The 21669-nt window shown below is 40.2% G+C and carries 19 protein-coding genes; 11 read left to right on the top strand and 8 right to left on the bottom strand.

All coding sequences use genetic code 11. The annotated features are described in order from the left end of the window. Positions 1-5: 5 nt before the first annotated feature. Positions 6-2228, bottom strand: coding sequence for a two-component system response regulator (locus QQK06_RS11525; protein ID WP_284244824.1), 2223 nt, complete (start codon positions 2226-2228; stop codon positions 6-8). A gap of 297 nt (positions 2229-2525) precedes the next feature. Between QQK06_RS11525 and QQK06_RS11520 the strand changes: the two genes are divergently transcribed. Next, positions 2526-3431 (top strand): TIGR03899 family protein, encoded by a 906-nt coding sequence (locus QQK06_RS11520; RefSeq protein ID WP_284244823.1) that lies wholly within the window; start codon positions 2526-2528, stop codon positions 3429-3431. A gap of 63 nt (positions 3432-3494) precedes the next feature. Here QQK06_RS11520 and QQK06_RS11515 read toward each other — a convergent pair whose 3' ends face one another. From QQK06_RS11515 to QQK06_RS11505, 3 genes are read right to left on the bottom strand one after another with little or no spacing between them, the layout of a single operon-like run. After that, a complete protein-coding gene (locus tag QQK06_RS11515; protein ID WP_284244822.1) occupies positions 3495-4256 on the bottom strand; it encodes a phosphoadenylyl-sulfate reductase in 762 nt (253 codons plus the stop codon). Further along, entirely contained in the window at positions 4249-5982 is a 1734-nt protein-coding gene (gene cysI, locus QQK06_RS11510; RefSeq protein WP_284244821.1) for an assimilatory sulfite reductase (NADPH) hemoprotein subunit, read from the bottom strand. The genes QQK06_RS11515 and cysI overlap by 8 nt, the downstream gene beginning before the upstream one ends. Then, a complete protein-coding gene (locus tag QQK06_RS11505) occupies positions 5982-7778 on the bottom strand; it encodes an assimilatory sulfite reductase (NADPH) flavoprotein subunit (RefSeq protein ID WP_284244820.1) in 1797 nt (598 codons plus the stop codon). Before QQK06_RS11505 ends, cysI begins: the two co-directional genes overlap by 1 nt. A 301-nt stretch (positions 7779-8079) precedes the next feature. Here QQK06_RS11505 and QQK06_RS11500 point away from each other — a divergent pair, with 301 nt between their 5' ends. The 6 genes from QQK06_RS11500 to QQK06_RS11475 all read left to right on the top strand — a co-directional run bounded on the left by QQK06_RS11500 (position 8080) and on the right by QQK06_RS11475 (position 14513). Then, positions 8080-8526: a hypothetical protein gene (locus tag QQK06_RS11500; protein ID WP_284244819.1), complete on the top strand. Its 447-nt coding sequence runs from the start codon at positions 8080-8082 to the stop codon at positions 8524-8526. A gap of 155 nt (positions 8527-8681) precedes the next feature. Further along, a complete protein-coding gene (locus QQK06_RS11495; RefSeq protein WP_284244818.1) occupies positions 8682-11513 on the top strand; it encodes a TonB-dependent receptor domain-containing protein in 2832 nt (943 codons plus the stop codon). 121 nt (positions 11514-11634) lie between these two features. Next, on the top strand, positions 11635-12669 hold the full coding sequence (locus QQK06_RS11490; protein ID WP_284244817.1) for a sensor histidine kinase: 1035 nt from the start codon (positions 11635-11637) through the stop codon (positions 12667-12669). Continuing rightward, positions 12662-13405 carry a LytR/AlgR family response regulator transcription factor gene (locus tag QQK06_RS11485; RefSeq protein WP_284244816.1) on the top strand — a complete coding sequence of 248 codons (744 nt, stop codon included), beginning with the start codon at positions 12662-12664 and terminating at the stop codon, positions 13403-13405. Before QQK06_RS11490 ends, QQK06_RS11485 begins: the two co-directional genes overlap by 8 nt. Positions 13406-13479: 74 nt before the next feature. Beyond that, positions 13480-14229 carry a putative zinc-binding metallopeptidase gene (locus QQK06_RS11480; protein ID WP_284244815.1) on the top strand — a complete coding sequence of 250 codons (750 nt, stop codon included), beginning with the start codon at positions 13480-13482 and terminating at the stop codon, positions 14227-14229. Positions 14230-14348: 119 nt separating this feature from the next. Beyond that, positions 14349-14513 (top strand): hypothetical protein, encoded by a 165-nt coding sequence (locus QQK06_RS11475; RefSeq protein WP_284244814.1) that lies wholly within the window; start codon positions 14349-14351, stop codon positions 14511-14513. A gap of 346 nt (positions 14514-14859) precedes the next feature. Here QQK06_RS11475 and QQK06_RS11470 read toward each other — a convergent pair whose 3' ends face one another. Next, positions 14860-15969 (bottom strand): NAD(P)/FAD-dependent oxidoreductase, encoded by a 1110-nt coding sequence (locus QQK06_RS11470; RefSeq protein ID WP_284244813.1) that lies wholly within the window; start codon positions 15967-15969, stop codon positions 14860-14862. Positions 15970-16071: 102 nt separating this feature from the next. Between QQK06_RS11470 and QQK06_RS11465 the strand changes: the two genes are divergently transcribed. Continuing rightward, complete coding sequence (locus QQK06_RS11465; RefSeq protein WP_284244812.1) at positions 16072-16971, top strand: S1/P1 nuclease; 900 nt, start codon at positions 16072-16074, stop codon at positions 16969-16971. Here QQK06_RS11465 and QQK06_RS11460 read toward each other — a convergent pair. Next, positions 16966-17118 (bottom strand): hypothetical protein, encoded by a 153-nt coding sequence (locus QQK06_RS11460; protein WP_284244811.1) that lies wholly within the window; start codon positions 17116-17118, stop codon positions 16966-16968. The two genes, QQK06_RS11465 and QQK06_RS11460, sit on opposite strands and share 6 nt — an antisense overlap. A gap of 101 nt (positions 17119-17219) precedes the next feature. Next, entirely contained in the window at positions 17220-17987 is a 768-nt protein-coding gene (gene bamJ / locus QQK06_RS11455) for a BamJ family beta-barrel-assembly machinery protein (protein WP_284244810.1), read from the bottom strand. 120 nt (positions 17988-18107) lie between these two features. On the opposite strand from bamJ, the gene QQK06_RS11450 reads away from it, so the two are divergent. Together QQK06_RS11450 and QQK06_RS11445 are read left to right on the top strand one after the other, a co-directional pair. After that, positions 18108-19106, top strand: a complete 999-nt coding sequence (locus QQK06_RS11450) for a WD40 repeat domain-containing protein (protein ID WP_284244809.1) — start codon at positions 18108-18110, stop codon at positions 19104-19106. Then, a complete protein-coding gene (locus QQK06_RS11445) occupies positions 19085-19321 on the top strand; it encodes a SlyX family protein (protein ID WP_284244808.1) in 237 nt (78 codons plus the stop codon). The genes QQK06_RS11450 and QQK06_RS11445 overlap by 22 nt, the downstream gene beginning before the upstream one ends. 82 nt (positions 19322-19403) lie before the next feature. Here the strand turns inward: QQK06_RS11445 and QQK06_RS11440 are convergent, their stop codons facing one another. After that, the gene (locus QQK06_RS11440; protein ID WP_431313646.1) at positions 19404-19595 is read right to left on the bottom strand and encodes a YheV family putative zinc ribbon protein; all 192 of its coding nucleotides are present in this window, start codon (positions 19593-19595) and stop codon (positions 19404-19406) included. Between the two features lie 107 nt (positions 19596-19702). On the opposite strand from QQK06_RS11440, the gene QQK06_RS11435 reads away from it, so the two are divergent. Continuing rightward, positions 19703-21604 carry an ATP-binding cassette domain-containing protein gene (locus QQK06_RS11435; RefSeq protein WP_284244807.1) on the top strand — a complete coding sequence of 634 codons (1902 nt, stop codon included), beginning with the start codon at positions 19703-19705 and terminating at the stop codon, positions 21602-21604. The last annotated feature ends 65 nt before the right edge of the window (positions 21605-21669 follow it).

Genomic DNA, 21669 nt, shown 5'->3' with positions numbered 1-21669 from the left:
AAAACTTATTTATTAGCTTCTAAGAACGCAAGAAACTCATCGGCAGGCATCGGCTTAGCATAGAAGAAACCTTGTACCTCATCACATGCCAACGACTTTAATTTTGCTTGTTGCTCTTGATCTTCAATCCCTTCAGCAATGACTTTTAAGTTCATCTGTTTACCAAGGTTAATAATAGTTTCTGCAATTATCGCATGTTCTGGTTTGGCAATATCGTTAACAAATGAACGGTCAACTTTTAAACGGTCTAACGGTAATTTCTGCAAGTAGCTCATTGAAGAATAACCGGTACCGAAATCATCCAGCGCTATGCTGATCCCTTGTTCTTTCAATTTAACTAAGGCATCAATCACAACCTGAGGTTCATCCATTAAAATATTTTCAGTGATTTCTAACTCTAATTTACGTGGTTTAACCTTATGCTTGTTAGTTGCTTCCATAATGCTATCAACAAAATTTTCCCGTCTAAATTGCGGGATAGAAACATTGACCGAGATACCAACATCAGTAAATGAATGTTCTTCAAGAACTTTAATTTGCTGACACGCCTGATTAATGACCCAATCACCAATATCAATGATTAAGCCAGAATATTCAGCTAATGGAATAAATACCGCGGGAGATACAAATTGACCATCAGCGGTACGCCACCTCAGTAAAGCTTCTGCACCAATAACTTTGCCGGATTGCAAATTCAGTTGCGGTTGATACCAAAGCTCCAGACGATTATCAGCAAAATCTGTTCTGAGTTGTCTGATCATGCCTAAACGCCACAGGGTCTGCTCTTCCATTTCCTGTTTATAATAGACATAGTGTTCTTGAGTACTTTTCTTCGCTAAATTAAGCGCGATATTGATCTGATTGAGTACTTTAACGCCTCGGGCACCAGCATCTTGCTTTTCACACAAACCAAAGCAAGCATTAATCGGTAAGTTTTGTTCACCAGCCGAGAAAGGCTGAACAAATAAGGCGTTTAATTTTTCAGGATTAACGCTATCTTTTGGTCCAATAATACCAAAGACATCTGCACCAACACGGGCAAAACAACAATCTTCCCCCATTGATTTCATTCGGCTAGTAACTGCCATTAATAGCTGATTACCTAGATCTTGTCCTAATCCGTCGTTAATATCGCTAAAGTGGTTAATGTCAATTAACCCTGCCACCAAATTAGCTTCATCACTTTGAGCAAAACCATCAAGTAAATTAACGAACTCAAGTCGATTCGGTAATTCAGTTAACCAGTCTTTATAAGCAGCATCACGTAACTTCTGAAACAGATGAACATTTTCGTAACCGATAGCAATATTACTTAAGAACACTTCAATTAATTGCTTTTGAATATCACTTAATGCAGCGTTTAAAGTTAAATGAATTACCGCTCGGTAGCCGCCACTGGCTAAATACAGGCTGGCACTATCTTTATTAAAAACTCGTTGTTTTTGCTGAAAACAATTAGCTATCTGCTGCTGAATAGCATCATTTGATAACATTTCCAGTTTCTGATTATTAAGTACAGTAGAAAGACCTTTTTGCCCTAAAACATATAAACTTAAGTCATCAGCGCCGTCGACGATACCTTGACCACGGGCACAAAAAACGCCGGATTGGCTATCACTTAATAAACTTAATTGCGTCAGTACCCCTTCGGCATATTCATGCACTGAGTGCAATTCCAGCAATTCAGCAGCCGCACCAATAATTTTTTCTAAGCCAATACGGTTTTGGGTAACAGTATCAATTTGTTGGTAAGAGCGAATCGCCGCATAAACCGTGGTGACTAATTTACGACGTGTTAATTCGGTTTTAGTCTTGTAATCATTAATATCATAATCTTTAATGACACTTTCTTCCGGCGCGTAACCTGGCTGCCCGGTTCTTAAAACTATGCGAATATCCTGACGTAGCAAGGTTTCTCGAATATGCTTAACGACATTTAGCCCAGCATCATCTGTTTCCATCACCACATCAAGCAAGACTAAAACAATATCAAGATGTTGTTCGATTAATTGACAGGCATCACGGCCAGAATAAGCATGAAGATATTCAAGACGTTTACCTAAGACAACCAAATCAGACAGAGCTAACTGGGTAACAGAATGGATTTCCGGATCATCATCTACGATCAACACTTTCCATGTATCGCCGCCTGAGTCCTCTAGAATCTCGTCTTCATCGCTATCATCGATAAACAAAAAATCATCGTTTGTTTCTTCGGATGCCTGCATATATTCCTCGAAATAAGTAGACTTCAAGCCACTCTATTCATGTGCTGCTAGTAAGAGTTAATCATTATAAATTAAATGCTTTCACTTACATAATAAAAGTGAGTGACAGAATATTCAACCTACAATGTCAATATTCACTCTTTAGTTCAAAGACATGTTATCTATTTGTAAATAATAGGTGAAGTTTATTCAATTGCCTATTTTTTATTTCATCGTGCGTTAACGATAGACAAACTAATCAAAGCAAACGATACTGGATAAATTAATCGGAAATAATATGGTTATTAGGACGTTAGCATGAAAATCACTAAAACTTCTTCCACCACACCAACCACAGTGACGTCGCCTAAAGCCAGTTCGCAAGTTATTTCTGCCGATAAAGTAACTCCTGAGAGTAAAACTCAACACAATGCCAACCCATCTTCCCAGATGCAATTATTAGGGCTGGCGCGACAATTTGTTATCGATGGCGCGTTATTACAAGCTGACAAACAGCAGCCTATTGAAGAACGGGCAAGAAAACGTGAACGACTATTACAATTGCGCAAACAGCAAAACTTAGAAAGCATTATTCATAAATCCATTCAATATTGTTCTGACAGTGAAGTAACCGACCGCGCGGATCAAGACTGGTTTAACAGTTTTACTACTTTGGCAGAAGATGTCAGTAATAAAACCATGCAAGATCTATGGGCCAAAATCCTTGCCGGAGAAATTACCGCCCCCGGTAGCTTTTCACTAAAATCATTGCAAGCATTTCGCACCTTAAGTATTAATGAAGCTAAATTGCTATCCAAAGCCTGCTCGCTGGCAGTAAAAGATCAATATCATAAGAGTATGCGCATCATCTCTGGTGCTTCACAAATGCCAGGTTTGTTTAATTTTTTCAGTAAAGACAGAGAACATAAAATCAATTTAAGCTCGTTTGGGCTGTCTTATTCAGAATTACTGACATTAGCAGACAATCATTTGATATTCATTCAGGAAACGGAAACAACGCCAATAGCGAAGGGCGAATCCATCTCCCTCAATTATAATGGCATGCCATTAACGTTTAACGCAGAAAGAAATAATTGCCTGTTAAGCTTTTATAAGTTTACTCCGATAGGTACCGAACTGGCCCAGCTAATTGCCGACAATGCCAACAATAAATATCTGACTACGATTAAACAAGAGTTAGCAGGTTTATTTCGCATAGCTTAGAAACAAAAAAGCCAGAAGCAAATAACTTCTGACTTTCTATAAAACAGTAATCTTTCGCGCTGCTTAGATACCATCACCATCGGTATGCAGACCACATTCTCGTTGCATTCCTGAAAAGCGGGTTTCACTTTCATCCATACCTAAAGTTAATGGCCGGGTGCTATGAGTATCTCCGACCGAAACATAGCCTTTGTCCCATAACGGGTGATACGGTAAGCCATGTTTAGTCAGGTATTGATGAACATCTCGGTTGCTCCAGTCAATAATGGGATGAACCTTAAAACGACCACGTAAAATGCTAACAACAGACAATCCCTCACGATGGCTAGATTGCTGACGTCGAATGCCGGAGAACCAGGTACCAGCGTTCAATTCAGTTAAACCACGTTCTAATGGTTCAACCTTATTCCGACGATTATACGCTTTTAATGACGTTTCATCCTGTGCCCACTCTTCACCATATTTCGCTAACTGCCAAGCAGCACTTTCTTTCGCACTGTACACTTGTAGATTTAACTTCAATCTATCAGTTAACTGCTCAATAAACTGATAGGTTTCCGGAAACAAATGACCGGTATCAGTTAACAATACCGGAATATTCGCATCCACCTGAGTTAACATATGCAACATTACCGCAGACTGAATACCAAAGCTTGATGACAGAACAAATTGCGAGGGCAAATTCTCCATCGCCCACTCGACACGTTCCGTTGCATTTTGCTGTTCCAGTGATTCATTCCATTGTTCTAACCAGGGTTCTGGCAAAGAGGCAGGAAATCGGTTATTGATCACCGTCCCTGACACCGGCGCACTCACATTAGTCATAGAAATCTCGCTTACTGACTTTAACTTCAGCAATGATCCCGGTGCGAATAACAAAATCACCAAATGCTTCATTGGCATTTCGTTCTGCAACCCAACGGGCAACCAGAGCATCAATTTCAGTCAAAATATCTTGTTCAGATAAGTTTTCTTTATACATTTTTGGCACACGGGTACCCGCAATATTACCGCCTAAATGCATGTTATATTTTCCTGGACCTTTACCCACCAAACCAATTTCCGCCAACATAGCGCGGCCACAACCATTTGGGCAGCCAGTAACACGTAAAATAATACGCTCATCACTGACACCGTGTTGCGCTAAAATGCTTTCAACATCATTCACTAAACCAGGTAAATAACGCTCTGCTTCTGCCATGGCTAACGGACAAGTTGGAAACGCCACACATGCCATGGAATTCTTTCGCTGATTAGATACGCTGTTGTCCATCAAACCATGAGCTTTGGCGATTGCTTCAATCTGCGCTTTATCTTCAGTTGCAACGCCAGCAATAATCAGGTTCTGGTTGGCGGTCATGCGAAAATCCCCTTGATGGATTTTGGCAATTTCTGCAACACCAGTTTTTAATGGTTTACCTGGATAATCTAAAATTCGACCATTTTCAATAAACAGCGCTAAATGATGTTTACCATCAATACCATCAACCCAACCAATACGATCCCCCCGCCCGGTAAATTCATACGGGCGTGACGCTTCAAACATGATGCCAGCACGTTTTTCCACTTCCGCTTTAAACACTTCAGTACCTACACGATCTAGCGTGTATTTAGTTTTGGCATTTTTACGATTAACCCGGTTGCCCCAATCACGCTGGGTGGTCACCACTGCCGCAGCAACTTCTAATGTTTTTGCTAATGGCACAAAGCCAAAATCATCCGCTTTACGTGGATAGGTTGACTTATCACCATGGGTCATGGCTAAGCCACCACCGACTAACACATTAAAGCCCACTAACTTTCCGTTTTCAGCAATAGCAACAAAGTTCAAATCATTCGCATGCACATCAACATCATTTTGTGGGGGAATAACTACCGTCGTTTTAAATTTACGCGGCAAGTAATGACTGCCTAAAATTGGCTCTTCGGTATTTTCACCATGAGCACCTTCGAGTTTTTCACCGTCTAACCAAATTTCCGCATAAGCGCGAGTTTTTGGTAGCAAGTGCTCACTTATTTTCTTGGCCCAATCATAAGCTTCCTGATGAAGTTCAGACTCCACAGGATTAGTAGTACACAAGACATTACGGTTAACGTCACCAGCAGTGGCGATTGAGTCAATACCTATGCTGTTAAGCGTTTGGTGCATTAATTTGATATTTGGCTTTAACACCCCGTGGAACTGAAACGTTTGGCGTGTGGTTAAACGAATTGAACCATACATGGTTTTTTCCGCAGCAAACTTGTCAATCGCCAGCCATTGCTCCGGCTTGATAATACCGCCAGGCATCCGCGCTCTAAGCATAACATTATGTAATGGTTCTAATTTTTGCTTAGTGCGTTCTGCGCGAATATCTCTATCGTCTTGCTGGTACATGCCATGAAAGCGAATCAGCTGGAAGTTATCAGCAGTAAAGCCACCAGTGACTGGATCTTGTAAATCTTGCGCAATAGTGCCGCGTAAAAAGTTACTTTCGCCTTTTAATCGCTCGTTATCAGCCAGCTTGCCTTCAACGACTAAAGGACCATGTGCTTGAGTTGTATCAGTCATTAATATACATCCTTCTGATAACGCTTAGCGTCACGTAAATCTTTTAAATATTGCTGTGCTTGTTCAGCCGTTTTATTGCCTTGCTCTGAAATGATATCCACTAACGCCGCTTCAACATCTTTTGCCATTCGGCTCATATCACCACAGATATATAGGTGTGCGCCTTTTTCTAACCAGGCAAATACTTGTTCAGCACTTTCACGTAATCTGTCCTGAACATAGATTTTTTCTGCCTGATCGCGAGAAAAAGCCAAATCAATTTTAGTTAACAAGCCAGATTTTAAATAAGCCTGCCACTCCACTTGATAAAGAAAATCTTGGGTAAAGGTTTGATCGCCAAAAAACAACCAGTTATCACCTTGTGCATCAGTTGCTTCGCGCTCTTGTAAAAAAGCTCTAAACGGCGCAATACCGGTACCTGGACCGATCATGATCACCGGGGTATTACCGTCAGCCGGTAAACGGAAGTTATCATTGTGCTCAATAAACACTTTGACTTCGCCGCCTTCTTCAAGACGTTTACCTAAAAAGCCGGAGGCACCACCACTGCGGGTATGGCCATTTGCCTGATATTCAACCAAGCCAACGGTTAAATGTACTTCATCTTCCACTTCCGCCTGACTTGACGCAATAGAATATAAACGAGGGGTGATTTTACGCAAAGCTTCGATAAAAGCCTGAACACTTACTTTTGCAGGAGCCGCTTTAACCACATCAACGACTTGATGGTTTGCTGCATATTCACGCGCAGCATTTTTATCAGCCACTAACGCTAATAGTTCAGCATTTTTCGACTGCTCAGCCCAAAAGCTGACAAAGTTCACTGAAGTCTGAGTAATTTCCAGTTTTGAGGTTAGCACTTCTTTTAATGTTAAAGTGTCACCAGACAACTCAACCTGATCATTGGCAGCAAAACCAAGCTCACTAATTAACTCTGCAACCAATTCAACGTCATTTTCAAACCAGACACCCAGTGCATCACCGGCTTGATAAGTTATACCAGAGTCACCCAGATCAATTTCAATATGGCGAACATCTTTATTAGAATCTCGACCAGTAATTTTTTGGCTGACACTAAGTTCTGCAGCATACGGATTCTGTTTGCTATATTGGCTAGCTGCGCCAACCGTAGGCATAGCCACAACATTAGAAACTGCTGTAGCATCGCCCAGCATATCTTTCGCTTTACTGATGATGTCGCTCGACCAGGCATTGGCAGCGTCTTCATAATCAACATCACAATCAACACGCGGCGCAATTTGTTTTGCACCAAGCTTAGTTAAATATTCATCAAAGTCTTTACCCGTTTGGCAGAAAAACTCATAACTGGTGTCGCCTAACGCGAGCACGCTATAGTGCAAGTGGTCTAATTTAGGTGCTTTCTTTGACGATAAAAACTCATGAAATGCAATAGCATCATCAGGCGGCTCGCCTTCACCATTAGTACTGGCAACAATTAATAAATGAGAAACGTTTTTAATGCTTTTCGGCTTAAACTCGCCCATGTTTTTACAGTCAACAGTTAAGCCCTGTGCCTGTGCCTGCTCAGCCAATGCTTTTGCCACGCCTTTAGCATTACCAGTTTGTGAGCCAAATAATATCGTTAACGTAGATGACGCTTGACTGTTCGCGGCTACCGGTAATACTGCCGACGAAGCGCCTTCAGCTTTTGCTGCTAAATAGCCGCTTGCCCAGGCAAGCTGCAGCGGGGAAAAATTACCAATAGTTTGCTGTAGCGACGCCAGCTGATTGGCATCTAACATTGTTTGATTTAAATTCTGTTGATCTGGCAACATAGTGTCAATTCGCCCATTTCAAAATAATGGTGCAAATATAGACGGTCACTAACTAAAAGAAAAAGAATAGAAACGGCTTTTTTATTCCAAAAAGAAATAAAAAATTAACTTCTGGTGTGATATCACTTACTTGGTGAATCTATTCGGGAATGAGAATATTCTCCGATATGCTCATTTCTATGTAATAGCAGAACTTAAAGCTATCTATGCATGAAAGAAAAAGTTAATGAGAATCCCTTTAGTCTATAACACTAAGTTTTAAGGTATATCTACTCGCTTACCATTAATTGGTGAACCTTCGGTGGCACACTGGCCAAACAGTGATATTTATTTCAAAGGAGCATTATTTATTAATACCTTACGACACATAGTGCAAGATGATGAAAAATGGTGGGCTGGCGTTAAATCTTTTACCCTAACCTTTAAAAAGCAAATACTCACAACAGTCGATGTACTTAATTTTTTCAATGATTATTTTGATTACGATTTTGAAAAAACTTTTGACCAATATCTTTATTTTAATCACTTACCTGTTCTGGAAACCCGTGAAAAAGAAAACACAGTTGAATACTGGTGGAAAAGTGATGTTGCTGAATTTGATATGCCTATAGATGTCATTATTGATGGTCAAACATTAAGGCTTTATCCGACGGTAAATAAACAGAAATTTCATTTCAAAAGTCATTATAAAATTGAAACAAATAAGTTTTATATCAAGGTAAACTTAACAAGCAATGTAGATTACTAGGCACTCTATAAGCTTAATTTTCATAACAAAATAACGTCATTCTGTGACATTTTAAAAGCGCTTAGCTTCATTCCCTCTGCCATAGAAATCAGAGATTTGATTGGATAGCCAAAGTCGATAACAAAAACTACAGACAGGTAAGGGGAATAAACGAGATGAAACACAGCAAATCTATTGCAGAGATAAAAAAATCAGCGATTACATTAGCTGTTATGGCGGCGTGTTATGCACCATGGGCCAATAGTCAGCAAATAGAACAAGTATCAGACGAATCTAAAAACAAGGAACAGGTCGAAGTCATTGAAATTACCGGTAGCCGGATAAAACGGACAGAAATGGAAGCGGTAACCTCAGTAATTTCAGTATCAGGCGAAGACATCACCAGCTCAGGCTCTTTAAATATTAACGATTATTTAAATAAATTACCGATCTCAGTTCCCGATTTAGGCGATACCACCAGCAACTTTAACGGCTTTGCCGGCATGGCCAGTCAAAACCTCAGAGGATTAGGAGCAGAACGCACGCTGGTGTTAGTCAATGGTAAACGACATGTGCCATCTTTTACCGGCACAACAATCGTGGACGTTTCGTCAATTCCGGTGCCATTAATTGATCGCATTGAAATTATGACAGGTGGCGCGTCTGCTATTTATGGCGCCGACGCAGTTGCCGGCGTCATGAACATTATCTTGAAAAAAAGTTTTGAAGGTACAGAAGTAAAAGCCTCATTTGGTCAGTCTAATGAACAAGATGGCGAGCGCACGGCTTTCGATATCACTCATGGTCGGGAAGTACTTGGTGGAAATTTGGTTGCCAATTTTAGCTACTATAAAACCAAAGAAATTTTAGCTAAAAATCGCAGTTATGTTGACAATGATATCGCCTATTTAGAAAATCCACTCGACCCGGATGGCACCATTGACGGCGTACCTGATACCACAGTGCAGCAATATATTCGCTTTTGGAATCAGTCTGACAGAAATTTCTTTATCGACGGCAAAGTTTATAAGCAAAACAGTGACGGCACTATTTCACCAACTGCGATGGGACCAGGCGGTATATTAGGCAACGCCAGTGAAGGCTTCTTTGGCGCTTATACCGATGGCAAAGGCTATTATCACGGTGATTATCAATACCAACGCCTGTCTGTACCTTCTGAAAAATTCAATGTTAACCTGACTTATCAAAAAGAACTCGCGAATAATGTGAGTCTGTTTTTAGATGGCAAGTATGCCCGTTCGGACTCCGAGCAACGTTGGTCACCCTATGCAGAATATGGCGGCAATTACCTGCCAACAGACTACCCGTTTTATTCAAGCGAACAATTAAATGAGGTTAACCGCACAGGACAAGGATTAGAGTGGGCCGGTTACTTTCCGGAATTAGGCGAAGGTGGCGCAGATTGGAGCAATTCAATCTACCAAATTGTCGGCCAATTAGAAGGCTACATCAACCAAGACTATTACTGGAGCACTTCGGCTCAATACGGTAAAGCAAAAAGCGATGTGGTTAATTATGGTGGTATTCGCCAAAGTAATTGGGATGCCGCTATCGGCGTATGGGGCACGACATGCGATTCAAGCTGTGTTCCGGTTAACGTTTTTCAACCACTAACAGATGAAATGTTGTCTTACGTGTCATTACCCGAACATACTGACCAATCAGAAATAGAACAGTCTTTATTCACCGCGAATATTTCTGGCCCAATATTTATGCTACCTGCAGGTGAGTTGGCCTTTGCAGCAGGTATTGAATACCGGGATGAAAAAAGCCGTTCAATTCCTTCTGAAATATCGCAAAGCGGTGTAGGCACAGGGAACTCAGTAACCTTACCTGTTGAAGGTTCTTATCACGTCACTGAAGTATATGGTGAACTACGCGTTCCGCTTCTATCAGATCAAACCTTTGCGAAATCACTATCGATAGAAGGTGCAGTGCGCTATGCCGACTATAGTACAGCAGGAGGAAATACCAGCTGGAACATTGGCGCCGAATGGCAACCCATTGATGATATTAAATTTAGGGCTTCTCTCGCTCAGGCAGTTAGAGCACCTAATATCAACGAAATATTTGCCACAGAAAGTTACGGCGGCCAATGGGTTAACGACCCTTGTAGTCCTTGGGGCGTTGATGGCAGCCCTACCCGCACGCAGAACTGTGCAACACTAGGGGCAGACTCAGCCAATATTCCTTATTGGACCTGGGCCACTACCAATAACTCAGGAAACAAAGCGTTAGAACCAGAAGAAGCAAAAACAACCACCATAGGTGCCGTTATCTCTCCGCGCTGGATTGAAAATCTGGATCTAGTGTTTGATTATTGGGATATCGATCTTAGTGGTGAAATAAACTCACTCGGTGTTAATTCCATTATCAGCTCTTGTGTAGATTCTTTGAGCACAGACAATGTATTTTGTGATTACGTCTCGCGCAATGAGCAAGGCCAAATATCGCTGGTAGAAACCACCCAGTTAAACTTATCTAAACATAAAGTCAGGGGCTTAGATATCAACATTAACTATCAATACGATTTTGGCAGTTATGGGCAAGTATATTTAAATACCATACTGTCAAAGCTAATAGAGCGGCAATTACAGTCTGACCAACTTTCGCCGCCAGTAGAATATGTTGATAGCCTTGCCTTTCCTAAATGGCGAGCAAACATTAATTTAACTTACCAATATCAGGATTTTTCAGCAACCTTAACCAATCGCTATATCGATCAACAAAAAACAGACATTAATGCGACAGCTGAAGATAGGCATCCATTATATACCAAAGCCGTGGTGTATACCGACCTTAGCGTGAATTATTGGCTTAACAAACAACTCAATTTTAATTTAGCGATCAATAACTTATTTGATAAAGAAACCCCGCAATTACCAATGGCAAATCGCGGAGGCGCCAGCTATCACTTAGGATATACCGCAGGACTATTTGATACCATAGGTAGATTTGCTACAGTTTCTATGACCTATAAATTTTAAACGCTGACATTGCATTAAATCGCCATTTCTATCTGTAGAAATGGCGTATTTTTACAATTCACCGAGACATAAATAAGTAATGAGCAGTTTTATAACGTCTATCAAAGCAAGTTTCTATTTAATGACCGTAAGGAATATCTTTACGATTTTGTTGATCAACTCAACTTTTGCCCTATTAAGGGCGCTTTATGATATTTATTTATCAGAACAAATTAACTTTGCATCACTCTATACCGCGTTTATTGGTTACTTTAAAGTAATGAATGTTTTTGGTTTCGCACTGGCGTTTACTTACCTATTTTTATCCCGAGGACCTGATGTCAAACTAGACTTATCCCGAATATTGATGATAGGCATCATGTCATTCGCCATTAGTGCCCCTATCGTGTTTTTCATCTTTAACTGGAGTGACAACCAGACACACCCGATAATTCAGGCGCTGGTCTATTCATCCTCGGCTTTTTTATCAACTACCTGGGCTGTGATTGTCATGGCATATGTCCAAAATAGAGAATCACAACCAAAGTTCCAGCTGATCAAACAGAAATACATTGAACAGTTTAAAGTACGTGAGCAAACCGAGTTAGAATTACACCTACTACAAGCTCAGATAGAACCTCATTTTTTCTTTAATACTCTGGCAAGTCTCCATAACTTAATTGATATTGATGCTGAAAAAGCGAAATATTTACTGGAAGAACTCACCGAATATTTACGTTCAACCGTTCCCGTTTTCAGATATAAATTTGTTAAACTGGGGGAAGAAAAAGAAATGCTTATCAGGTACCTGAGCATTCAAAAAGTCAGATTTTCAAATAAATTTGACTTTGATATCCAAATCCCAAAAGAGCTAGAACACTTACCTATTGTGCCAATGTCATTATTAACACTAGTTGAAAATGCGATAAAACATGGCATTGAGAAAACCAATGGCAAAGGAAATATTACCATATCCTGTGCAATGACAAATAAAAAGAATATCAAGGCAATAGTGAGTGATTCTGCAGGACTTTACACAGCAAGCAATAACGGGACAGGCTTAGAGAATTTAAAATCTCGACTGAAAATCACTTATGGTGATGATGCCGCCCTCACGATAAAAGCACTCCCAGAAAAAGAAACACTCGCCGTACTAGAGGTTCCCGTTTATGACTAACGTATTGATTGCTGAAGATGAAGAGATCTTGCGGTTAAGCCTGATCAATAAAATTCAAAAATTTTGGCCTGAAGCAGAAATAATTGCTGTCGCCGAAACAGGTAAAGAAGCTCTGACATTGATGGAAAACCTTAAACCTGATGTTGCATTTTTAGATATTCAAATGGGAGATGTCTCAGGTCTTGAAGTAGTATGTGAAGCTCAACACAGTTGCCATGTAGTATTTGTCACCGCATACGATAAATACGCGATCCAAGCGTTTGACTCAGGTGCTATCGATTATTTGCTGAAACCTTATTCTGATAGCCGGCTTAAAAATTGTATAGAACGATTAAAAAGCCGCTTAACTGATCTACCAATTGATATGTTCAATATATTACAGGGCTTAACGAAGAAAACTTACCTTTCAAGATTAAGAGTACAAATTGGCAATAAGCTTTGGCTGATTCCAATCAACGATGTTATCTACTTTAAAGCATGTGGCCGATATATAGAGGTTGTCACCGAAGAACGTACTTCATTATTGAAACTTCCATTAAAATCAATCATACAGCAGCTTGATCCAGAGTATTTTTGGCAAGTTCACCGCAGCACTATTATTAATATTAATCTACTCGATCATATTCGAAATAGCGAAAGCGAGCAGATGTTTGCGGTGATGAAGCATATTGATGAACCAATTAAGATCAGTAGAAGTTTCACCAATCAGTTTCGAAACTTAGGAAATGATTGTTAATGATCTATAAATACCTCTGTGTACTCTTAACATTACTAATAGCAGGCTGTTCTTCTTTAAACTCATTGAATCAGTTGTCAGCCCCAATAACCGAGCAATTACTTCCAATATACAGCGAATACTATCATGTAACTTTTACCTCAGATGCTCGTAAGATTGTGCCTAGTCACTGGCCAATTAGCTATCAAATACTCAGAGAAAACGATCGCAAAAAACTAGATAATTACCTTAATATTTTTGAACAAGAATTTAGCAAAATGCCTGCTGAGTTAATTACGTTGTCAAATCTGAAAACGGTTATTTTTGTCAAAGAATTATACGTTGGTGAGCAATATAGAGCGGCAGTACCTGACTATATTAATGAAGTACTTTACTATGATATTAATGCTAAAAATGAAGGATATGCCCGACGAGTCATTCATCATGAATTTTATCATATGCTGGAACAACAACTGTTTGGCAGCGCTTATTACAAAGATCCGAACTGGCAAAATTTGAACGTCGCAAACTTTGCCTATGGTGATGGCGGACATAATGCTAGAAGCAGTAACGTTTCCTTATTTACCAACCCTTACCCGGGCTTTGTCAACGGCTATGCAATGTCAGGTCTTGAAGAAGATAAAGCTGAAATCTGGGCGGTATTATGGCTTGATCAATATTGGCAAAAAACCTATCCGATGCTAAAACATGATTGTATTCTCGCCGATAAAGTAAATATGCTAATCACACAATTATCTGAATTTGCACCTTCTATCAACAGTAATTACTTCCATTCCCGATTTAACCCATACCTGCTAAAAAACAATTTCCGTTGCAATCAATGAACAAACTGATTGAATGACGATTATTTTTCAACCTTTCATTACATTGTTGATTTCTTTTTTAATCGTTATTTATCAAGCTTTAGGATAGTGTCATAACATAATTTATACAGGTGAAACTGATGTTAAATAAGCGAGATCAGATAGCTTCAAAAAACAGTAAAGCGCAAGAAACTAATCATTTAACTAACGAGCCAATAATCAAGCAATCAAAAACAGGCAATAAACAAAACGAACCGTCAGATTACAATCAATACGATTTTCACTTTATCTTAGGTTATCACTAGTCACTATAAACAGTGAAGCAACAACTTTAAGTGCAAATTAGAAAATCATTCACGCATTACATAAGCCACCAGACGCTCCAAAAAAAAAGGGTAGCAAAAAGCTACCCGAAAAAATTGCTCGTTAATGATTTTAAATTCGATCATTAAATCGCAGCCTGATTGTCCTACCAATTCACCAGAGAGTTCACTTCTATTCAGACAACTATTAATTACATCTTGCCACCATCCTTGAAAAACTTTGCACAAATGTAATTAGTGGCAAAACGATAATGACAAAATATTCACTATTTTTGAATAAATAATTAAATATAGCTTATAACCTTTGGTTAATTAATGTTCGGGTTAATTAACCATCTAACACTTGTTCAACAATATAATCTGCAATCGATAAACTTGAGGTTAAGCCTGGCGAGTCGATGCCAAATAAATTCACTAGCCCTGGCAGGCCATGCTGGCTAGGCAGCTGAATATTGAAATCACAAAAGCCGTCGTGCTCGCCCTGTAATTTTGGCCGAATACCTGAATAAGCTGGTTGCAATTTCTCTTTTTGCACTCTCGGGAAATACTTTTTCACCGCCAGATAAAATTTATCACGTAACTGCTCTGGTACATCATAATCCAGAGTCTCTAGATATTGAGTGTCGGGACCAAATTTGAGCTGACCACCGATATCTAATGAGGCATGAATCCCTAAACCATTCGCTTCAGGTATTGGGTAAATCAAGTGACTGAACGGGCTGGCACCTGAATAAGAAAAATAATGACCGCGGCAATAGTGCAATTTAGGGATCAAAGCACCGGGCATGGCTTTTATATTTTCTGCCACTTTAGTGCTGTGTAAGCCACCACTATTAATCAATAATTTAGTGGTCAGTTCAATTGATTCATTCACGCTTAATAGCTTTACCCTAAACCCTTTCTCATCAAAATCGGCCGATAACAGTTCAGTATGAGCAACATATAACCCACCTTGATGTTCAAACTGGCCAAGCAAGCTTTGCATATAACGGTGAACATCAATAATGCCGGTAGAAGGCGAGAATAACGCGGCAGACGCAGACAATTCAGGCTCTATTGTTTGTAATTCTCGTTGTGAACGCCACTCCAGGTCGTCAACACCATTATGTTCGGCAATAGCGATTGTTTTATTAAGAAACACTTCTTCATCTGCATTATGGCCCACTAACAATTTTCCTAAACGTTGATAGGGAATATGCATTTTTTCACAATAATCATATAGTGCGAGTTTACCTTGTACACAAAGTTTCGCTTTTAAGCTCGCTTGCGGATAATAGATGCCAGCGTGGATCACTTCACTGTTACGACTGCTGGTTTCTTCACCAAAATGAGCATTTTTCTCAATTAACAGTACTTTTTTAAATTGCTGTGAAAACTTGGCCGCAATCGCCAAGCCAACGACACCAGCACCGACAATAACAACATCAAAATGATCCATTTCTTTCCAAACATCAGCGACCTTAGTTTAAGTATAAGCTTAAGCATATTTTTATTTCGTGATTAATGCTATAAATTGTCAGCCAAAATGATGAGACGTGTTATGAAAAGACGGTTATCTTTATTATTACTGCTATCGATAAGTATATTATCAACACCAAGCTGGGCACTAGGAAAACTTGGTCATCAGCTAGTGTGCCAGCTAAGCTTCGAACTACTACCCCCTGCTAACCAGCAAAAAGTGATTCAGCTATTAGCTACGCTGCCAGTAAAAGATCAGGCAGCAATTAATCGCTATAACCATCAACCGAAAAATCAGATAATCAGCTTTGCCGATAGTTGCACTTGGGCGGATGCAATAAAAAGAGAAGATAGTTTTGCCCGGTTTAAATCTTGGCATTACTTAAATGTGGCTAGAGAACACACCGGCATTAATGAAAATTCCTGCGAAAAAGACTGCCTCACTCAGGCCATTTCTTATCATCAACAACAATTAATCAAAGCACAAGACAAGTATGAAAAAGTCGCAGCTTTAATGTTTTTAAGCCATTGGCTCGGCGATATTCACCAGCCGCTACATGTCAGTTTTGCCAGCGATTTAGGCGGCAATAAAAACAAGGTGATACCTGCGGTCGGCCGTTGTGGCAATTTGCACTGGTACTGGGATGAGTGCTTACTTTATCCATTAAATAAGCCTGAGGAAAACTTTGATTACTCCACCTTTAAGCACTCACTTTACCGTGGGCTCAAAACCGCATTGAGCACTGCGCCGGTTAAACAGTGGCGTCACAGCACTATTATTGACTGGGCCAATGAGTCATTGACGATAGTTAGAAGTGATGCGCTGCAGTATTGCCATAATAGCGGCGAAGTTTGCCAATCAAATCAAGACCAAACGATTAAATTAACCAACGACTATCATCTGAAATACCAGGCACTGTTAAAACAACGTATGATGCAAGCTGCGGTGAGGCTCAGTGAAGTGCTAAATAACAGTTTATAATGCTAGCTTAAACGCAGCTATTCGTTCATGAGTCCGCGCTAATGCCAGCAATGGATGCAGGTACTTAGTTTTAAAAAACTGACCGTGCATCCTCGGCTCTGGCATCCTGCTTCTCTCTATCTCCTGCATCCATGCAGTCGTGCACATATGCGCTCCTGTCCATCCATGAACCCGCGCTATACCGTGCATCCTGCACATAAAAAAACCAGCGTAATTCGCTGGTTTTTCATTATAAGATTAACGCAAGATTATTGAGTAGCTGCGTCACCAACTTTAGCTGGCTCTTCCGCTTTTTGAATTTCTAATAATTCAATTTCAAATTCCAAGACTGAATTACCCGGAATACGAGGTGGGTTACCATTTGGTCCGTATGCTAAATCAGAAGGAATAGTAAACTTGAATTTAGAACCCACTGACATTAACTGAACACCTTCAGTCCAGCCAGCAATAACACGGTTTAATGGGAATACTGCCGGTTGATTGCGGCTGTATGAACTATCAAACTCTTCACCGTTTAAGAATGTGCCACGATAGTGAACTTTTACCGTATCCGTTGCTTGCGGTTTTTCACCTTCGCCTTCAGCAAGTACGACGTACTGAATACCTGATTCAGTTACCTGAACGCCTTCTTTCTTGGCATTTTCTTCAAGGAATTTTTGCCCTTCAGCTAAGCTTGCTTCTGCCGCTTTAGTCGCCGCTTCTTGTTGCTTAGTTTTCATGCTTTGCTCTAAATTCATCATCAAAGCTTGAATTTCTTCTTTTTCAATTACTGACTTACCCGCTAAGCTGTCTTTAAAGCCACGAAGGATCAAGGTTTGATCTAAGGTTAAACCAAGTTTCTCTTGCTCAGACAAATTACGTTGTGTGAACATACCGATAGATGCCCCTAACCCATACGCTTGTTTTTGCACTTCTGTGTCTAATACTGGCGCTTTTTCTTCTTGTTTTGCTTCTTGTTGGCAACCAATTACTGAAACAAGAGCCATTGCCACTAAAGTGGGTTTAAACAATTTCATTTAATTCTCCGTTAAGGTTCTTTTGATCTTTGATAAAATAACAAAGTTACTGTGCGATACACATGTGTAAAAAAAGAACTTATACTAACGGTAAATGTGAGCTGATAAAAGCATAAAATTTTGACTATTTGTAAACAGAAACGATATTCAGTCATTTTAGTACTACTCTGTTTATCTTTACTTGCCTGCCACCCCGCAGGACAAAAGCCGGTGATCCGTTGGCAACATGCGGTTGAAGGGGCTTATGCGGCTAATATTTCCAACGATGGAACTTTAAGTGTTGTTTCGTCAATTCATCACGGTATCAGCTTATGGGATATCGAAAATAATGCATTAAAATTCAACTGGTCTCAGCAACAAGATACCGCCGATAATCTAGTGTTAGCCGCCGATATTGCTGACAATAACAGCCATGTATTAACCGCCAGCAGAACTAATTTTTCTCTGTGGAATACCACCACAGGAAAATCTGAAGGCTACTGGCAAATCGGCAGCTCCAATATTCGCGATATCGCCGTTGCTAATAATGGTAAATATATCTTAATTGGCAAAAGTGACGGTAAAGTAGTGCACCTTGCACCAAAAACAGGTCGTCGAATCGAATTCTTAGGTCATCAGGAAAAGGTCAATTCCGTTGATATGCTACCTAATGGCCGCATCGCTATTTCAGGTTCAAACGATTTCGTTGCTTACGTCTGGGACACCGAAAGCGGTCAAGTTATCTACCGGTTTAATCACCCGAGTCGGGTCACTACGGTAGCATTAGACCCGAAAGGCCGCTACGCCTTCAGCGCCGACAGCAAAAAATCAGCAAATATCTGGGACCTGACTAATGGTCAATTAGTCAGCCAGTTAAAATACACCAACCGCCAAGAAGTATTTAGCGCAGTGGGCTTCTCCGCAGACGGTCAATATTTAGTTACTGGCGCACCATCACGTAAAGTGAGTATCTGGGAAGTAGCAAGTGGCAAACGCCTTGACAGTTGGCGAGTAACTCCCCGCGATGATATTCGTCCCGCCGGGGCAGTTGTTTATAGCGTCGCTTTTAGCGATAATGGCCTGATATTAACTGAATCATCATCTGGATATGCAGAATCATGGCGAACCAGTCTTCCCTGACAATAGAACAGCTAGAACAAAGTATTGAAGCGCTTGAATCAAGAAATGCCTTTCAAGACGATGTTATTGAACAATTAAATCATGAACTTGCAGTGCACCAAGAAGAAATTACTAACCTAAAACTGCAATTAAAGCTTATCGCAACCAGACTTAAAGAAGCTCAGCCAAACATGTCAGATAAGCAAGAATTAGAACCACCTCCGCCACACTATTAATTCACTACTAGCACGTGTTTATTTGCCAAGCTTGTTTAAAATCGGCAAATAATCACTGCTAATGACACAACTTAGCGATATTTTAAGGCTTAAAAACCCCTATCACTTGTTCGTGCTGGCGTGTTGCTTTTTCAACTTGCTCTTCTGGCTGAGTCATCTGTTCACCACAATTAACACAAGTGACAGTTTCGACATCATTTTCTTTTGTTAACGCCATAGTGTCCATTGCCTGACATTTAGGGCACACCGCACCAGCTATAAACCTTTTTTTCACAACTATTCTCAATTTTAATTAATCTGAGTCAATAGCGATATTTTACCTTGAATAACAACCTAAGGAAAAGCGACAATAGCGGCGTTTATCAATTATCAGGATTTTTCATGATCACCGCAGTCGACCTAAGCTTAGACCGAGGCATTAAAAACTTAATTAGCCGTTCAAGTTTTACTATCCACCCTAACCATAAAGTGGGCTTAGTTGGGGCAAATGGCTGTGGCAAGTCTTCTTTATTTTCCGCATTATTAGGACAGCTGCAACCTGATGCCGGCGAGCTATCAATGCCGTCTACCTGGAAAATAGCAACGGTTAAACAAGAAACGCCTGCACTAGAAAAATCTGCATTGGAGTATGTCATTGATGGTGATCAAGAATTTCGTGAGTTAGAGCAGCAACTGACAGAAGCAAGAGCTAACAACGATGGCAATTTAGAAGCAACACTGATTAATCAGATAGATATCATTCATGGTTACAGTCTGCCCGCTCGAGCTGGCGAGTTACTGCATGGCTTAGGCTTTTTGCAAGAACAACTTGGTCAACCGGTAAAAGCATTTTCCGGTGGCTGGCGCATGCGATTAAACTTAGCTCAAGCACTGATCAGTCGCAGTGATTTATTGTTGCTGGATGAGCCGACTAACCACCTCGACTTAGATGCGGTTATTTGGTTACAGAACTGGTTGAAACGTTTTACCGGTACGCTAGTATTAATTTCACATGATCGTGATTTTCTTGACGATGTCGTCAGCCAAATTCTTCATATCGAACGACAAACCGCCAAACTTTATAGCGGTAACTATAGTTCGTTTGAACGCCAGCGAGCAGAGCAATTGGCACAACAAGATGCCCAATATCAAAAACAACAAAAAGAAGTGGCTCATTTAACCGCTTTTGTCGATCGCTTTCGCGCTAAAGCTAGTAAAGCAAAACAGGCACAAAGTCGATTAAAGCGCTTGCAAAAATTACCGGATTTAGCACCAGCACATGTCGATAGCCAGTTTACGTTTAGTTTTGAAAAGCCAGATTATATGCCTTATCCGCTTCTGTCATTAGAAAATGCTAATTGTGGTTATAGCCAAGATATTAAAATACTTGATCAAACCAATATTTCCTTGGTACCGGGAAGCCGTATTGGCTTACTCGGTCGCAATGGCGCCGGTAAATCAACACTAATCAAATCGCTGGCTGGCGATATACATATACTCGATGGTACTCGTTATTGTGCACAGGAATTACGTATCGGTTACTTTTCTCAACACCAGTTGGAACAACTGCATATGAGCTCGAATGCGATTGAACATATTATTCGTGCTAAACCTGAATTTGGGGAGCTTCAGGCCCGCACTTTTTTAGGACGCTTTGGCTTTAGTGGCGATCAGTCATTATCAGCAGTCAATACGATGTCAGGTGGAGAAAAAGCACGACTGGTACTAGCACTAATAGTATTAGACAAGCCACAATTGCTGCTGTTGGATGAGCCAACCAACCATTTAGATCTGGAAATGCGTCAAGCGTTAGTACTGGCATTACAGGAATTTAACGGTGCAATTATTCTTATCGCTCACGACAGGTACTTATTAGAGTCCTGCGTCGATGAATTTTATTTAGTCGCTAACGGTAAAGTCAGCGAATTTTCAGGTGATATTGATGACTATCAGCAATGGCTTAACGACGATAAGAAAATCAACATTCAAGGCGATAAAATAACTACCTCAGACACCAGCTTGGATAAAAAGCAACAACGCAAACAACAAGCAGAGTTAAGAAAAAAAGCTGCGCCATTAAAAAAGCAAGCTCAGCAATATGAGCGAAAGGTTACTCAGTGGCAACAGGAACTAGATCAAGTCGAGCAAGTACTGGCGGACACAGAGATCTATCAAGAACAACATAAATCTCGCCTGTCGGAATTGTTAAAACAGCAAGCAAAACTTAAACAGAAAATCTCAGAGAACGAAACGCATTGGCTTGAATTAGAAGAACAAATTGAAGAAATAATGTCACAACATTAACGTAATTTTTAATTCCCTTGCTACACTTAACAATATTAAACTAATAATTAACAAAATAATTAACG

Source organism: Thalassotalea insulae (assembly GCF_030161395.1).
Taxonomy (GTDB): Bacteria; Pseudomonadota; Gammaproteobacteria; order Enterobacterales; family Alteromonadaceae; genus Thalassotalea_E; species Thalassotalea_E insulae.
This window is presented reverse-complemented; position numbering and strand designations above follow the sequence as displayed.

What these genes read in the sequence shown, in the direction of transcription:
- QQK06_RS11525 (WP_284244824.1), bottom strand. Translation starts at nt 2,228, where the DNA reads ATGCAGGCATCCGAAGAAACAAACGATGATTTTTTGTTTATCGATGAT.
- QQK06_RS11520 (WP_284244823.1), top strand. Translation starts at nt 2,526, where the DNA reads ATGAAAATCACTAAAACTTCTTCCACCACACCAACCACAGTGACGTCG.
- QQK06_RS11515 (WP_284244822.1), bottom strand. Translation starts at nt 4,256, where the DNA reads ATGACTAATGTGAGTGCGCCGGTGTCAGGGACGGTGATCAATAACCGA.
- cysI (WP_284244821.1), bottom strand. Translation starts at nt 5,982, where the DNA reads ATGACTGATACAACTCAAGCACATGGTCCTTTAGTCGTTGAAGGCAAG.
- QQK06_RS11505 (WP_284244820.1), bottom strand. Translation starts at nt 7,778, where the DNA reads ATGTTGCCAGATCAACAGAATTTAAATCAAACAATGTTAGATGCCAAT.
- QQK06_RS11495 (WP_284244818.1), top strand. Translation starts at nt 8,682, where the DNA reads ATGAAACACAGCAAATCTATTGCAGAGATAAAAAAATCAGCGATTACA.
- QQK06_RS11490 (WP_284244817.1), top strand. Translation starts at nt 11,635, where the DNA reads ATGACCGTAAGGAATATCTTTACGATTTTGTTGATCAACTCAACTTTT.
- QQK06_RS11485 (WP_284244816.1), top strand. Translation starts at nt 12,662, where the DNA reads ATGACTAACGTATTGATTGCTGAAGATGAAGAGATCTTGCGGTTAAGC.
- QQK06_RS11475 (WP_284244814.1), top strand. Translation starts at nt 14,349, where the DNA reads ATGTTAAATAAGCGAGATCAGATAGCTTCAAAAAACAGTAAAGCGCAA.
- QQK06_RS11470 (WP_284244813.1), bottom strand. Translation starts at nt 15,969, where the DNA reads ATGGATCATTTTGATGTTGTTATTGTCGGTGCTGGTGTCGTTGGCTTG.
- QQK06_RS11465 (WP_284244812.1), top strand. Translation starts at nt 16,072, where the DNA reads ATGAAAAGACGGTTATCTTTATTATTACTGCTATCGATAAGTATATTA.
- QQK06_RS11460 (WP_284244811.1), bottom strand. Translation starts at nt 17,118, where the DNA reads ATGTGCACGACTGCATGGATGCAGGAGATAGAGAGAAGCAGGATGCCA.
- bamJ (WP_284244810.1), bottom strand. Translation starts at nt 17,987, where the DNA reads ATGAAATTGTTTAAACCCACTTTAGTGGCAATGGCTCTTGTTTCAGTA.
- QQK06_RS11445 (WP_284244808.1), top strand. Translation starts at nt 19,085, where the DNA reads ATGGCGAACCAGTCTTCCCTGACAATAGAACAGCTAGAACAAAGTATT.
- QQK06_RS11435 (WP_284244807.1), top strand. Translation starts at nt 19,703, where the DNA reads ATGATCACCGCAGTCGACCTAAGCTTAGACCGAGGCATTAAAAACTTA.